Origin of the sequence: Cryobacterium serini, from assembly GCF_004404025.1 — a bacterium.
In the GTDB taxonomy this organism is placed as follows: domain Bacteria; phylum Actinomycetota; class Actinomycetes; order Actinomycetales; family Microbacteriaceae; genus Cryobacterium; species Cryobacterium serini.
Window position 1 is genome coordinate 364,201 of record NZ_SOHN01000008.1, and the last position, 13,865, is coordinate 378,065.

13 protein-coding genes are annotated in these 13,865 nt (G+C 65.1%); 5 read left to right on the forward strand and 8 right to left on the reverse strand.

Annotated elements, in window-relative coordinates; translation table 11 throughout:
- Window positions 1-12: 12 nt before the first annotated feature.
- Window positions 13-1,965, reverse strand: coding sequence for a PKD domain-containing protein (locus tag E3T51_RS05045; RefSeq protein WP_134528290.1), 1,953 nt, complete (start codon window positions 1,963-1,965; stop codon window positions 13-15).
- Window positions 1,966-2,052: 87 nt separating this feature from the next.
- Complete coding sequence (locus E3T51_RS05050) at window positions 2,053-2,889, reverse strand: exodeoxyribonuclease III (RefSeq protein ID WP_134528293.1); 837 nt, start codon at window positions 2,887-2,889, stop codon at window positions 2,053-2,055.
- A gap of 109 nt (window positions 2,890-2,998) precedes the next feature.
- Here E3T51_RS05050 and E3T51_RS05055 point away from each other — a divergent pair, with 109 nt between their 5' ends.
- Window positions 2,999-4,000 carry a TIGR03557 family F420-dependent LLM class oxidoreductase gene (locus E3T51_RS05055; RefSeq protein ID WP_104190980.1) on the forward strand — a complete coding sequence of 334 codons (1,002 nt, stop codon included), beginning with the start codon at window positions 2,999-3,001 and terminating at the stop codon, window positions 3,998-4,000.
- Window positions 4,001-4,048: 48 nt separating this feature from the next.
- Window positions 4,049-4,843 (forward strand): coenzyme F420-0:L-glutamate ligase, encoded by a 795-nt coding sequence (locus E3T51_RS05060; protein WP_134528613.1) that lies wholly within the window; start codon window positions 4,049-4,051, stop codon window positions 4,841-4,843.
- On the opposite strand, the gene E3T51_RS05065 is transcribed toward E3T51_RS05060, so the two are convergent.
- Window positions 4,840-5,190, reverse strand: coding sequence for a nuclear transport factor 2 family protein (locus tag E3T51_RS05065; RefSeq protein WP_134528296.1), 351 nt, complete (start codon window positions 5,188-5,190; stop codon window positions 4,840-4,842). The genes E3T51_RS05060 and E3T51_RS05065 overlap by 4 nt on opposite strands.
- Window positions 5,191-5,298: 108 nt before the next feature.
- On the opposite strand from E3T51_RS05065, the gene cofC reads away from it, so the two are divergent.
- The gene (gene cofC, locus E3T51_RS05070) at window positions 5,299-5,979 is read left to right on the forward strand and encodes a 2-phospho-L-lactate guanylyltransferase (RefSeq protein ID WP_134528299.1); all 681 of its coding nucleotides are present in this window, start codon (window positions 5,299-5,301) and stop codon (window positions 5,977-5,979) included.
- Between the two features lies 1 nt (window position 5,980).
- On the opposite strand, the gene cofD is transcribed toward cofC, so the two are convergent.
- From cofD to E3T51_RS05090, 4 genes are read right to left on the reverse strand one after another with little or no spacing between them, the layout of a single operon-like run.
- On the reverse strand, window positions 5,981-6,958 hold the full coding sequence (gene cofD, locus E3T51_RS05075; RefSeq protein ID WP_134528302.1) for a 2-phospho-L-lactate transferase: 978 nt from the start codon (window positions 6,956-6,958) through the stop codon (window positions 5,981-5,983).
- Window positions 6,955-7,743 carry an ABC transporter ATP-binding protein gene (locus E3T51_RS05080; protein WP_134528304.1) on the reverse strand — a complete coding sequence of 263 codons (789 nt, stop codon included), beginning with the start codon at window positions 7,741-7,743 and terminating at the stop codon, window positions 6,955-6,957. Before E3T51_RS05080 ends, cofD begins: the two co-directional genes overlap by 4 nt.
- Entirely contained in the window at window positions 7,734-8,750 is a 1,017-nt protein-coding gene (locus E3T51_RS05085; RefSeq protein ID WP_134528307.1) for a putative F420-0 ABC transporter permease subunit, read from the reverse strand. The genes E3T51_RS05080 and E3T51_RS05085 overlap by 10 nt, the downstream gene beginning before the upstream one ends.
- 22 nt (window positions 8,751-8,772) lie before the next feature.
- Complete coding sequence (locus E3T51_RS05090; RefSeq protein ID WP_134528310.1) at window positions 8,773-9,762, reverse strand: putative F420-0 ABC transporter substrate-binding protein; 990 nt, start codon at window positions 9,760-9,762, stop codon at window positions 8,773-8,775.
- Window positions 9,763-9,965: 203 nt separating this feature from the next.
- Between E3T51_RS05090 and E3T51_RS05095 the strand changes: the two genes are divergently transcribed.
- Entirely contained in the window at window positions 9,966-11,417 is a 1,452-nt protein-coding gene (locus E3T51_RS05095) for an FGGY family carbohydrate kinase (RefSeq protein WP_134528312.1), read from the forward strand.
- A gap of 55 nt (window positions 11,418-11,472) precedes the next feature.
- Here E3T51_RS05095 and E3T51_RS05100 read toward each other — a convergent pair whose 3' ends face one another.
- A complete protein-coding gene (locus E3T51_RS05100; protein ID WP_134528315.1) occupies window positions 11,473-12,840 on the reverse strand; it encodes an aminotransferase-like domain-containing protein in 1,368 nt (455 codons plus the stop codon).
- 152 nt (window positions 12,841-12,992) lie between these two features.
- Here E3T51_RS05100 and E3T51_RS05105 point away from each other — a divergent pair, with 152 nt between their 5' ends.
- On the forward strand, window positions 12,993-13,856 hold the full coding sequence (locus tag E3T51_RS05105; protein WP_134528318.1) for a nitrilase-related carbon-nitrogen hydrolase: 864 nt from the start codon (window positions 12,993-12,995) through the stop codon (window positions 13,854-13,856).
- Window positions 13,857-13,865: the final 9 nt, after the last annotated feature.

The following is a 13,865-nucleotide window of genomic DNA, read 5'->3' on the forward strand; positions in this document are numbered from 1 at the left end:
CGGGGTGAGCGCTCAGTTTGGGGGCTGCACGACGAGCAGATCGTCGATGGTGCCGATGACCGGAGTGTTCGTCGCCGCACCCGACACATAGATGCTGACCCCAACACCGCCGGCAGCCTGCAGGGCGGCCGTCGCATCCGCTATGGATCGGTGCCAGGTTGCAGGTTCGGTCGTGCCCAGCTTCCAAACCCTGGCTCGAATTGTGGTGGGGCTCGTTCCGGTTACCTGCATCCGGACCTTGAGCTGATCGCCGGCGGCGAAGCTGAGTCCCGGCGCGTTGATCGCCGGCTGGAGCGAAACTTCTCCGCCGCCCGACGCATTCACGCGCACGAGGGAAATTCCGACCAGGCCAGTTGAGCGCAGCACGATCTTGGCGCGGTAGGCGCCGACGCCGACGACGTTTCGACCACTGGCCGAGATATAGGTGCCGGTTCCGATCGGAGGTTTGTCTACCGACACGGTGAACAGCAGGTCGCTCGCGGTGGAAGACACCTGGTTGAGGAATCCGTTCGCCGTGGTGCCTGCCGTGGCGAGGCGCATCCGGCCGGTGGCGTTGACGGAATACATACTGGCGCTACCGGTCGTGGACCAGGGACCGCCGGGCGTTGCCGTTCCGAGACCATTCGTGACCGTGCGCGTGAAGGCGTCGGTCGCGAGCACGGTGGCGTCCGGAGGCTGCGCTGCAACGATACTGCGCGTGGTGCTCCCGGTAGCGAGCGCACTGTCAGTCACGGTCAGGGTGACCGTATAGTCACCGGCAATCGCATAGTCGTGGGAGGCTACCCGGCCGGTTCCGCTCGTCCCGTCACCGAAGTTCCACGCATAGCCGGAGAGTGTCCCGTCCGGGTCCGACGATCCTGACGCATCCAGGCTGCAGTTCAGGTTGGTGCACGATGCGGTGAATGAGGCGACCGGAGGCTGGTTTTGCTGCGGACCCCCCGCTGCAATCGTGAAGGAATCCGTGAACGCGCCGGTTGCCGGCACGAATTGGGCGGTGAGGGAGCCCGGGGTGACTGAAACGTCGAGGTTTCCGAAACTGGGATTGCTATTGAGTCCGGAAGATGCGGCAAAATATGGTGCCTCCTGGTCGGTGGCGAACACATCCCGAAGCGGAGTCCCACCGGTGCCGACGATGGCAAAAACCGTTCCGGCTCCGCGAACCAGGGTGCTGTCTGCATCGGCGACGCAGCCGGCGGAGAAGCTGCCAGGCACGATCTGGGAACAGGTAGCTCCCAGGGCGAGCTGCTTGCTGCGGGCATACACGTGCTCATGACCGTTCAGCACGAGGTCCACCCGCTTGCTGACGAGCAGGTTCATGAGTGCAGCTCCTGGGTCGCACCCGTATTGCCCGACCGTCAGGCACGGCTTGTGCATCCCGACCACCACCCACGGAATAGCGGCAGATCTGGCACCGTCGATGGTGTCAGCGGTCCATTGATAGCGGGGACTGCCAGCGGCGTAAGACCAGACCCCGTCGGAATAGGTGAGCGCCGGCGAGATCATGATGAAGCGCACGAGTGGATTGACCTGCGGAACGTCGACATAGTATTGCCGCCCGTACGTTCCGACCACGCCCGGAAGCTGATTGGGCAGGCAGGCCGTGAAATCGTTGACGTTGCCGTTCAAACCGTTGCTCTCATGGTTTCCCGACACGAGTTCAAATGGGAAGCCGGCTCCCACCCGTGCGGTGACGAAATCACACCAGGTCTGCTCGGCGCCGGTCTGGCCGTAGGACAGGTCACCGAGCGCGAAATGGAGATCCGGTGCGATGGCGCCAATCTGATTGAGCGTCGCTGCTGCCGCAGCACTGGAGGAAATGTCGCCGGAAGCCGTGAAGTGCACCGACGTCGAGGTAGCGGCACCGACATTCTCGAAGCGGTCGGGTGACGGCGCCCGACCCGCGCACGCTGTTAGGACCAGAGCTGCACCCGCAACCACTGCGAACAGAGATTTGACTGCCTTCATGACTGAGTTCCTTGCGTTCTCAGAGCACAGTAAACCCCGCAGGGGAGGGCGACAACCCCTCCCGGTGGCCGAGCAATCTGGATTGACCTAGAAGATCATCGGGCGATCGTCGTCATCGCCGCCGAGATCGAGGTCAACAAGCACCGGCACGTGGTCGCTCGGGGCGTCGCCCTTGCGTTCGTTACGGTGGATGCTGGCATCCGTCACGAGATCGGCGAAGGCCGGCGAGCCGAGGATAAAGTCGATGCGCATGCCCTCGTTGCGCGGAAAACGCAGCTGCTTGTAGTCCCAGAAGGTGAAACCCTCCGGCACGATCGGCCGCACGACGTCGCTCAGACCGGCCTGCTCGAAGGCGTCGAACGCTGCACGTTCTTCGGGCGAGATGTGGGTTGACAGACCGGGTACGAAGCTCGGGTCGCCCATATCTTCGTCGCGGGGGGCGACGTTCCAGTCGCCCATCATCGCCAGGGCGAGTGCGGGGTGCCGGCTGAGTTCCTCGGCCGCATGGGACTTGAGGGCGTTCAGCCAGGCCAGCTTGTAGGCATAGTGCGGGTCGCCGAGAGCGCGCCCGTTCGGCACATACAGGCTCCACAGCCGCAGGTCATTCACGGTCACGCCGAGAGCGCGCGCTTCGAGCGGCTGATCTGGACCGGCGGCACCTTTTTGAAAGCCGGGCATATTCGGAAAGGCGGTGACGACATCCGTCATCGGTTCGCGGCTCGCGAACGCCACGCCATTCCACTGGCTCAGGCCGTGAATGGCGAGGTCGTAGCCGGCGTCTTCGAATACCTGGGACGGAAACTGTTCGGGCTTGCACTTGATCTCCTGCATGGCCAGAACATCGATGTCCTCGCGTTCCATCCAGTCGACGATGCGCCCGGAGCGGGCACGAACGGAGTTGACGTTCCAGGTGGCAATGCGCATGCTCTCAGCCTATAAGGCGCCACGCGGATGCCGGCTCGGCGGTATCGAATGCGCTTCTTGTTGTGTTGCGATTGAATGGGTACAAAATCTTAGGCGCAGGAAGGTCACAATGACGGAGTTGCAGATTGGCTATGCGGCCATGTTGGAGCAGTTCGCACCGGCTGAGGCGGTCGCCCTGTCGGCCTACGCCGAGGAGCACGGTTTCACCGGCGTTATGGCGGCCGATCACTTTCAGCCGTGGGTCCCGGCCCAGGGGCAGTCGAGTTTCGTCTGGAGCGTGCTCGCCGCGATCGCCGAGCGCACCAAGGGAGACTTCGGTCCCGGCGTGACCGCCCCGACTTTTCGCTGGCACCCGGCGATGGTGGCCCAGGCTTCGGCCACACTGGCGTCAATGTATCCCGGTCGGCACTGGCTGGGCTTGGGTTCTGGCGAGGCCCTGAACGAGCACATCGTTGGTGGCTACTGGCCCGAAGCTCCCGAGCGCATCAACCGCATGTTCGAGGCCATCGAAATCATCTCGAAGCTGTTCGCCGGGTCGATCGCCGGCAAGGACGTCAAGCACTCCGGTCAGTTCTTCAAGCTCGAGTCGACCCGGCTGTGGACCATGCCCGAGGTAGCCCCCGAGATTCTGGTCGCCACCGCCGGCCCGGTCACCGCCAAGCGTGCTGGCCGGCTCGCCGACGGCCTCATTACGGTCGGCGCCCCGCTGGAGAAGATCTCGATGCTGTTCGGCAAGTTCGACGACGGTGCCCGCGAGGCCGGCAAGGACCCGTCGATCATGCCCAAGGTGCTGCAACTGCACATGAGCTGGGCCGAAACCGACGAGGAGGCCATGACCAGTGCGCTGCACGAGTGGCCGAACGGTGGCATGAAGTTTCCGAAGGGCGACATCCGTTCGCCGTTTGAGTTCGAGCAGATGGCCAAGCTCGTGCGTCCGGAAGACTTCGAGGGCCGCATGATCATCTCGGCCGATCCCGACGAGCACCGCAAATACATTCAGAAGTTCGTCGACCTCGGCTTTGATCGCATCTACCTGCACAACGTCGGCCGCAATCAGAAGCAGTGGATCGACGTCTTCGGTGCATCCGTTCTGCCGAAGCTCGTTCGATAGATGCCGTACGATTCCCGGCCCGACGCTGCCGCCGCAGAAGTGGGCGCTATGGAACTGTTCGGCCTCAAGGTGTTCACGCTCGGTGGATTCGGTGAGATTCAGGCCGGCGATGACCTTGCCAGCCTGATCGCTGAGGCAGCACAGTCGCGCCTGCTCGACGGCGATATCGTAGCAATTACCAGCAAAATCGTCTCAAAGGCCGAGGGCCGCGTCGTGGCGGCGGTGAATCGGGAGCAGGCGATCACCGACGAGACCGTGCGCGTCGTGGCGTCGCGGGCGCACCCCGGCGGTGTCACGCGCATCGTCGAAAACCGGCAGGGCCTGGTCATGGCCGCGGCTGGCGTCGACACCAGTAATGCCCCCGATGGCGTGGTGCTGCTACTGCCGGTTGATCCGGATTCCTCTGCGCGCGTTATCTGCGCTGCCCTTCGTGAGCGCACCGGGCTGCAACTCGGCGTGCTGGTGACCGATACCGCCGGGCGTCCCTGGCGGGAAGGCCAGACCGACATGGCCATTGGCGCGGCCGGGTTCGCGGTGCTCGATGACCTGCGCGGCACAGCGGATACTTCCGGCCGCCGGCTCGACGTCACGGTCGCGGCCGTCGCCGATGAGATCGCTGCCGCTGCCGACCTGGTCAAGGGCAAGACCAGCGGCAACCCGGTCGCCGTGGTGCGCGGACTTGGCCGCCTGGTCGGTGCCCTGGCGCTTCCCGGCGCTCGGGCGTTGCAGCGGCCGAGTGACAGCGACATGTTCCGGCTCGGCACGGCGGAGGCCTGTGCCGAGGGGTATGCAGAGGGGTATGCCGAGGGATACGCCGCGGGGCTCGCGGCTGGAAGAGACTAAATCGAGATCGTGAGGGCCTCGATCAGGCCGCTTTCGGCGTCGAGCTCGAAACGGTAGTTCAGGTCGACGCTGCGGCCGGGAAAGTTGCCCTCGACGCGGTTGACGACGGTCGTCGACGACTGATCTGTCTCGGTGCGCAGCAGGGTGGTCGTGTACTCGAACTCGGCAACGCTGCCGGCGAGCCAGGCGGCGATGGCCGTTTCGCCCGTGTAGGTCTTGCCGTCATCGATGACGACCGCGTTCTCGGTGAAGGTCGCTCTGGCGGACGCGGGCTTGGGGCTCGCGCTGCGTTCAAGGTAGGTGGTGATCGACATGGGCAGCGTGCGTGCTTGGGTGGTGACTGACATGAAACCTCCTGGGTAGTTCAAACGAATGTATTCGGGTCGACGGATGTTTGCCGTCGACCCTTGAGGCTACCGCGCGCCGACTGTGCACGACGCTGCTAGCGTTTTGCCATGGACGAAACACGCGGCACCGTCGACCGAACGTCGTCGCCGCCCGCCGCGGCCAACTGGGTGGTCGTCGTTCCCATCAAGGGGAGCTCGGAGGCGAAGAGCAGGCTCGGGGCTGGGCCCGAACGGGCCGAGCTCGCCGATGCGTTCGCGCTCGACACGGTGACGGCGCTGGTGGCGGCATCCGCTGTGGCACGCGTGTTCGTGGTGACCGCGAGTGCACGTCTGGGAGCGCTGCTCGCCGGGCTCGGCGCGGTCATCGTGCCCGAGGTGCCCGGCGCTGAAACGGGGCATGCCCGGTTGAATGCAGCGATCATGCAGGGCGTCGTGGCCGCCCGGCTCCACCAGCCCGACGCGAATCTGGCCGTGCTGACCGGGGACCTGCCCGCCCTGGACCCGGCCGACCTTGACGCTGCTTTCGTGCTCGCCGCCCAGCACGAACGGTCCGTGGTACCCGACGCCGCAGGCGTGGGAACGACGAGCCTGTTTGCCCGTGCCGGCATCCCGTTCACGCCGCAGTTCGGAGTTGGCTCATGCGCCGCGCACCAGGCCGCCGGGCACGTTGTGCTCGACCTGCCGCCCCCCTCGACGCTGCGTCACGATGTCGACACCGTTGTCGACCTCGACGTGGCCCGTACACTCGGGCTCGGCCCGCACACGAGCGCGCTGCTCGCCGTGCTCTAGTTCACAGGGCGAGTACGGCGGCGGCCATCGCGGTCGTGGCGGGCAGGTCGGTCATCCACAGTGGCGCCGCAGCAGAACGGATGCCGGCGGCCGCCAGGGTGGGCAGCGCCGCGGTATCCGTTTCATCGACGAGCCAGGCGTCCAGGAGCCCACCTTGACTGCGGGCGCCGTAGTGCAGTCCGACGGCGAGGGCGCTCGTGTCGACTCCGATGGTGTGCAGGCAGGTGTCGGCCATGCCGCGCACGGCCGCGCCGCCGATGATCGGGGACACCCCGGCCACCCGGGCCCTCGTGGAACGCAGGGCGTCGCGAACGCCGGGTACGGCCAGAATCGTGCCGATCGACACGACCGGGTTTGAGGGCGGAAGCACGATGAGGTCGGCCGTCTGGATGGCGTCCAGCACTCCGGGCGCTGCGACCGCGTTGGCCAGCCCTCGCTGCTCAAACCCGGTTACGGCCACTCGGGCGCGGTAACGCACCCACCATTCCTCAAAATGAATATAGTCGCCGGCCGCATGCTCATCGATATTCTCAGCGAGGCATACGTGGGTTTCGATGGGTTGGTCGCTCATCGGCAGTAGCCGCACTCCGGGCTGCCAGCGCCGGCAGAGAAACTCGGTCGCTTCGCTGAGGGTCGACCCGCTTCGCAGTAGATCGGTACGCACGATGTGCGTGGCGAGGTCGAGATCGCCGAGTGTGAACCACGACCAGCCCCGGCCGTAGGCGGCAATCTCGGAGGAGGCCCGCCGGGTTTCCTCGGGTCGGCCCCAGCCCTGCTCTTCGTTGATGCCTCCGCCGAGGGTGTACATGACGGTGTCGAGGTCGGGGCAGATGCGCAGCCCGTCGAGCCACAGATCGTCGCCGGTGTTCACGATCACCGTCACGGCTGCTTCGGGGGCGGCGGCAGCGAGGTGGGCGAGCAGCCCGCGGGTGAAGCGGGCGCCACCGACGCCGCCGGCCAGTACGGTTACGTTCCTCATGAGTTGCCCTTCGACGTGGCGGCGGAGTACACGATGACCGGGTGGCCGCCGCGCGGGTGTGGCAAAACGAAGCAGTCCACGCCGTAGACCTCGCCGATGATCTCGGGGGTGAGCACCTCGTCGGGGGTGCCGGTGGCTACGAGCCGGCCGCCGTCGAGCAGCAGGATATGGTCGCAGTACGCCGCCGCGAGGTTGAGGTCGTGCAGGGCCATGATCGCCGTGACTTCAAGCTCTCGCACCTGCCCCAGCAGCGAGAGCTGGGCGCTGACGTCGAGGTGGTTGGTCGGTTCGTCGAGCAGCAGCAGGCTCGGCTGCTGTGCCATGGCCCGGGCAATCTGCACGCGCTGCTGCTGCCCGCCGCTCAAGGTCTGCCAGGAACGTTCGGCCAACGGCGCCGCGCCGACGGTCATGAGGGCGCTGAAGGCGACGGCGCGGTCATCGTCACCGCCGAACGACCCCATCAGCCTGGTGCGGTGCGGGATGCGGCCGAGCAGCACGACCTCGAGCACGGTCAGCTCCACGCTCGGCGCCGCGTTCTGTTCGAGCAGCGCGATGCGGCGGGCCGCTTCGCGCCGGGGCAACGACCCAACCGAGGCGCCGTCGAGGGAAACAGTGCCGGTATTCGCTTTGTCGATGCCGGCGATGAGCCGCAGCAGGGTGGACTTGCCGGCACCGTTCGGCCCGAGCAGGCCGGTGACGCTGCCGGTGGGAAGCGACGCCGAAACGTTCCGCAGAATTCTGGTGTCGTCGATGGAAAACGACAGCTGGTCAAGGTCTACGCCCACAGGTGCGATTTCTTTCTCTTGATCAGCAGAATGAAGACCGGCACGCCAATGAATGCGGTGATGATGCCCACCGGCAGCTCGCGCGGATCGAACACCGTGCGCGCGAGCGTGTCGGCGATGACCAGAAACAGCGCGCCGCAGACCGCTACCAGCGGCAGGAGCCGGCGGTGCCCCGGGCCGCTGACGCCGCGCACGAGGTGCGGCAGGATAAGTCCGACAAATCCGATCGACCCGCTGACGGCCACCATCGCGCCGGTCAGCAGTGCGACCGATCCAAGCAGCGCCCAGCGGGTGCGGTTCACGTTGATGCCGAGGCTTGCCGCCGCGGTATCACCGAAGGCGAAGGCGTCGAGCCGGGTCGCCGACAACAGGATGCCCGTTCCCACGACGGCCACGGCCGCTGCGGCGATCGTGACACTCTGCCAGGTGGCGCCAGCCACCGAGCCGAGCAGCCAGTTGAGAATCTCGCGGTACGAGTCGCCCTTGGCGGCCCAGAAAATGATGAATGACGTCAGGGCGCCGGCGAGCTGCGCGATGGCAAGTCCCGCCAGTACGGCCCGCACGGGGGTGATCGTGCCGCCGACCCTGGCGATGCTCAGCGTTGCGACGAGGGCGAGCAAAGCGCCGGCAAATGCCGCGGCCGGCAGAAAAAACCCGATACCGAGAATCACGACGCAGACCGCACCGACGGATGCCCCGTTTGAGAGCCCGAGCAGGTATGGGTCGGCGAGGGGGTTGCGCGTTACGCTCTGCATCACGGCGCCGCTGAGCGCGAGGCCCGCGCCGACCAGCGCAGCCGTGAGCACGCGGGGCAGTCGCAGCTGCCAGACGATGGAGTCGATGAGGATCGGAACGGGCTCCGTCGCGAGGCCGAGGTGGGCGCCGATGCTGCCCGCCACCTGCCCAAGGGACACGGCGGCGGGCCCGATGGTCACGGCCACACCACACCCCAGAATCAAAGTGACGGTGGCCGCGAGGAGCCACCCGAGGTATCTGCTCCGAGTCACCGCAGTTCCCGACTGAACAAGATCACTCGTTCAGGTCGGCTAGCTGGGTGATCGCGGAGGACGCCGCTTCTACGTTGCGGATGCCGGCTTCGGTCGAGGCGAACGGCAGGATGATATAACGCTGGTTCTTCACGGCATCGAGCACCTGGGTGGCCGGGTCGGATTCGAGGTGGGCGATCTTTGAGGCGGCCGTGTTCCAGGTGGCGTCGACCAAAACAATGACGCTCGGGTTGGCCTCGATGACCGATTCCCAACCCACCGAGGTCCAGGTGTCGCTCACGTCAGCGAAGATATTGCTCAGGCCGGCGGCCTTCATGATCATTTCCGGCGAGCCGATGCCGGCGCCGACGTAGGGCGTGGTGGTGCCACTGGAGTACCAGAGGGCGGAAGTGTCGGTGGAGACCGGTTCGAGCGTAGCCAATTCGTTCCGCAGGGTGCTGACCAGGTCGGCGGCGGCGGGTGCTGCCCCAAAGATTGCGCCGGCTTCCTCAATTTCACTGAAGACGGTGTCGAAGGTGAGAGGGTTGGGCATCCGCTCGCCCTTGCAGGCAGCGGGAGAGACGTAGGTGCCCACACCGAGCGTCTCTAAGGCGTCACGTTCTCCTGCACCGTCCGCAGTGAAATTGGATTCCCAGCCCCCGTAGATGAAGTCGGGGTTCAGTCCGAGTACAGCCTCCTGACCGGGCAGAAAGTCGCTGATCACGTTGAGGTCGGCGCCTGTCGTTTCGAGCGACTCTGGCAGCGGGCCGTCGAGAAAGGCCGAACCCACGATGCGGTCGCCGACGCCGAGGGCCAACAGCAGTTCGGTCGCCGACGATTTGATCGACACGATGCGTTCGGGGGCTGACTCGACAGTGACGACCCGGTCACAGTTAAAGGCTGTCACCGGATAGCCGGCGCCAGCGGCGGGAGTCTGGGCGGGCGTGGCGGCCGGCGACAAGGCGGCGGCGCATCCGCTCAGCAGCAGGGTCGAAGTGGCCAGCGCAGCCAGGCACACGGTAAGTCGATTCATGAGGTCTCTTTCGGCTCGTCGCGGCTCGTCGCACGCGGCAACGCCACCGCAAACTGGCGGAATAATGGTGGACCTCAGCCCAAATCCAGGCCAGCAGAACCGGTCAAAGCAAACCGGTGGTCTGCCTAAACTCTAGATCAATGAGACCGGGTCCGACTCCGCGACCCCGACAACATCGACCGATCAATTCCTGAAGGAAGAACATGGCTGACACAGAGTGCGTTCTTGGACTGGATCTGGGAACGAGCGGGCTCAAGGGCACTCTTCTTCGCCATGACGGACGCGTCGTGGCGACGGCTTCCGCTGAGTACGAATTCGACTCCCCGCACAGCGGATGGGCTCAAATCGATGCTGCCAAATGGGAGTTGGCAGCACGCTCGGTCGTCGGTCGACTCCGGCAGCTTGCACCAGATGCACAGATAGAAGCAGTCGGCATCGATGGGCAGATGCATGGGGTCCTCCTCGTCGATGAGCGCGGCGAGGCTATCGCCCCAGCGTTACTGTGGCCGGATACTCGAGCACTGGCCGAAGTCGAGATGTGGCGCACACTTGCGCCGCATTTAAAGAGTGCATTGGCCAACCCTTTGGGCCCCGGAATGGCGGGTCCTCTTCTGCTCTGGGCGGCAGGTCACTGGCCGGATCAGTACCGTAGTGCCCATCGGTTCCTGTCCCCAAAAGATTGGCTCCGTACACGACTCATTCCAGACGTTCTCGTCACCGACGCGTCCGACGCCTCCGCAACGCTGCTATGGGACGTTGTGAACAATGGATGGCACCGTGAACTCGCTGCCGAGTTGGGCATTCGCGCCTCGCTGTTTCCCGAAATCCGGCCCAGCAGCAGCGTTGCCGGGCGTCTGGATGCTGCAACTGCGGCAAGTTGGAGTCTTCCTGCGGGTATCCCGGTTTCTGTTGGATGCGGTGATGTCGCCGCCACCTTGACAGCGATCAACACCGGGTCTGCAGCATTGTCGATCATCGTGGGTTCTGGTGTACAGGCGCTCGTGGCCGACATCACCCCCGCCGCCACTGCGCACCCTACGTTTCATTCATTCCGGTCCGCGACCGGGTCCTATTTCGGAATGGCCGCCCCGTTGAACGGTGGCCTCGCCCTCCGACGAGTGCGTGACCTGCTCGCAATGGAATGGAGCGAGATCTATGAATCGCCATATTTATCGATTCCCAACGATGAAGCCGTCTTCCTGCCGTACTTCGCCGGTGAACGAATCCCCGCGCTCACTCACGCATCGAACGCAGGCTGGCAAGGAATGGGGCTGAGCACCAGTCGTGAAATGCTCGCCGCCACGGCCGTCGAAGGGATGCTTTTTGGCCTCCGGCGAGCGATCGACCAGCTGCCCGGGCATGCGGGACTCATCCAAATGGTCGGGGGTGGCAGCAAACACCACGGAATTCGGCAACTAGCGGCAAACGTTCTGGGGCACCCCGTGGCCGGTCGACGCATCGAGAACGCCACCGCATTGGGAGCGGCCCTTATCGCCGGAAAGATTGCAGGATGGCCGGCCGTCGTCATCGACGAAGATGAAGCACTGCTGTCTCAACCAGAGCCATCCACCCGCATCGAGGGGCGATTCGCCCGCTTTCAGGAAGCATCCGATCGAGTCGTGGCACAGGTGGCCAACGAAGGAACGACTCGATAACTGGGTTCTGTATTCAGGTCTGCTGAACGAGCGGCCCAACCGCGTTTGGCCACGGCTACGACCAGCGCGCAGCGACCGGGTGCACAGTAGCGTCGAGCGGATGCGCCGCAGCGCGCAGGGCCTCGGCTACGGGTCGTATGTCGTCGGGCAGGGCGCCGGCGGTCACCCGAATGAACTCGGGACCACCGGTGTTCGACAAAAAGGGCGAGCCGCCGGCCACGCGAATGCCGGACGCGGCGAGACGCACAATGGCGTCACGCTCGTTCTGCACCGGCAGCCAGGTATTGATGCCGTCGGCTTGCACCACACCGAGCCCGCACTCGGCCAGGGCGTCGGCGAGGGCACGCTGGCGGGCGAAGTAGATGCGGCGGGCCTCGCTGACCTGCGCCATGCTCTCGCCATTAGTGAGCAGGTCGTGCAAAATAGTTTGCAGCATGCGGCTGGTCCAGCCGGGACCGAGCATGCGCCGTGACACGATCGGGTCGATGAGCGTGGTCGGTCCGCCGAGGGCGGCAATGCGCAGGTCGGGGCCGTGCGATTTAGAAAAGCTGCGCACGTGCAGCGTGCGCTCCGGCAACCAGACGCCAAGACTCACGTCGGGCGCGATGCTGATCTCGGCGGAATGGTCGTCTTCGATCACGATGGTGTCAGCGCTCGCGAAAGTCGTGCGTAGCAGCCGGGCCAGTTCTTTGGCCCGATGCGCCGTCATCGACGCTCCGGTCGGGTTCTGCGCGCGCGGCTGCAACAGCACAACCGCTGGGCCGAGCTTCAGTGCCGCAGCGAAGTCGGCCGGAACGATGCCGTGCTTGTCGACGGACACCGGCAGCCGTTCGAGGCCGAGCTGGTCGAGCAGATCGAAAAACGGCGGAAACGACGGGTTCTCCACGATGACTCGGTCGCCGAAGTGGGTCACCGCGTCGAGGCTGCGCGAGATGGCGTCGAGGGCGCCGTCGACGATGGTGATGGTCGGGGCCGGGTAGGGCCAGGAAGCCCGCAGCACCTCGAGCAGCTCCGGAATAATCGGCAGATCCTGGTAGCTCGGCGTCACCGCACGCTGGGAAACCCGGGAAAGCGCCGGCCCCAGCGACGGCAACAACTTCGGGTCAGGCGTGCCGCGCGAGAGGTCGAGGCGAACCGCGCCAACCGCACCAACCATGGACTGGCTGCGGGCCGGCAGCCACTTGGGTGCGGCTTCCTGCACGAAGGTGCCGCCGCGCCCACGTGACGTGATCAGGCCGACCGCGGAGAGCGCCTGCCAGGCGTGGCTGACCGTGGCGGGGCTCACGCCGAGCTCGCCGGCCAGCGCTCGAACGGTGGGCAGGCGGTCACCCGGTGCGAGTTGGCCGGAGGCAATCAGCCGGCCGATGGCCGCGGCTATCCCCGCGGGGGAGCGCTGCTCGATCTCGCCGATAAAGTTCTGCATTGCCCTTGCCCTTGGGTGCGTTGGCCGACAGGATGAATAATGCGTGCGATACACAGAGAAACACATTTGAAATGTTTACGTCAAATAATAACAATACGAACAGCGCGGTTCGCATTGTCCCTTGACTAACGAAAGCAAGTGGAAGGCACAGCATGACTGTCGACAGTAGGAACATCGTTCGAACAGCGATCACCCAGGCCACCTGGACCGGCGACGAGGAGTCCATGATCGCCAAACACGAGGGTTTCGTGCGTACCGCGGCCGCCCAGGGCGTGCAGGTGATTTGCTTTCAGGAACTGTTTCATGGCCCCTATTTCGGCATCGTGCAGGACTCCAAGTACTACGACTACGCGCAGGCCGTGCCCGGCCCTATCGTCGAGCGCTTTCAAAAGCTCGCCGCCGAGTTTAAAATGGTCATCGTCGTGCCGATGTACGAAGAAGAACAGCCCGGTGTGCTCTACAACACCGCCGCGGTCATCGACGCTGATGGCACCTACCTGGGCAAGTATCGCAAACACCACATCCCCCACCTGCCGCAGTTCTGGGAAAAGTTCTACTTTCGCCCCGGTAACACCGACTACCCGGTTTTTGACACGAAGTACGGCAAGATCGGCGTCTACATCTGCTACGACCGCCACTTTCCCGAGGGCTGGCGCGCACTCGGCTTGAACGGCGCCGAGATCGTGTTCAACCCCTCGGCCACCAAGCCCGGACTGTCCAACCGCCTCTGGGAACTCGAGCAGCCGGCCGCCGCGGTGGCCAACCAGTACTACGTCGGCGCCAACAACCGTATCGGCAACGAGAAAGCCGAGTTCGGCGAGGAGGCCGTGACCTTTTACGGCAGCTCCTATTTCGTTGATCCCAAGGGCAACTACGTCGGCGAGCGGGCGTCGACCGACACCGAAGAGATCCTGGTACGTGACCTCGACCTCGGCGTGATCCGCGAGGTGCGTAACTCCTGGCAGTTCTACCGCGACCGCCGCCCCGATTCCTATGAGCCCCTCGTCGCGCCGTAGCCCCAGCCG

Bases quoted from the DNA above. Each gene is read 5' to 3' on its own strand.
- E3T51_RS05045 (WP_134528290.1), bottom strand. From the start codon at position 1,965: ATGAAGGCAGTCAAATCTCTGTTCGCAGTGGTTGCGGGTGCAGCTCTG.
- E3T51_RS05050 (WP_134528293.1), bottom strand. From the start codon at position 2,889: ATGCGCATTGCCACCTGGAACGTCAACTCCGTTCGTGCCCGCTCCGGG.
- E3T51_RS05055 (WP_104190980.1), top strand. From the start codon at position 2,999: ATGACGGAGTTGCAGATTGGCTATGCGGCCATGTTGGAGCAGTTCGCA.
- E3T51_RS05060 (WP_134528613.1), top strand. From the start codon at position 4,049: ATGGAACTGTTCGGCCTCAAGGTGTTCACGCTCGGTGGATTCGGTGAG.
- E3T51_RS05065 (WP_134528296.1), bottom strand. From the start codon at position 5,190: ATGTCAGTCACCACCCAAGCACGCACGCTGCCCATGTCGATCACCACC.
- cofC (WP_134528299.1), top strand. From the start codon at position 5,299: ATGGACGAAACACGCGGCACCGTCGACCGAACGTCGTCGCCGCCCGCC.
- cofD (WP_134528302.1), bottom strand. From the start codon at position 6,958: ATGAGGAACGTAACCGTACTGGCCGGCGGCGTCGGTGGCGCCCGCTTC.
- E3T51_RS05090 (WP_134528310.1), bottom strand. From the start codon at position 9,762: ATGAATCGACTTACCGTGTGCCTGGCTGCGCTGGCCACTTCGACCCTG.
- E3T51_RS05095 (WP_134528312.1), top strand. From the start codon at position 9,966: ATGGCTGACACAGAGTGCGTTCTTGGACTGGATCTGGGAACGAGCGGG.
- E3T51_RS05100 (WP_134528315.1), bottom strand. From the start codon at position 12,840: ATGCAGAACTTTATCGGCGAGATCGAGCAGCGCTCCCCCGCGGGGATA.
- E3T51_RS05105 (WP_134528318.1), top strand. From the start codon at position 12,993: ATGACTGTCGACAGTAGGAACATCGTTCGAACAGCGATCACCCAGGCC.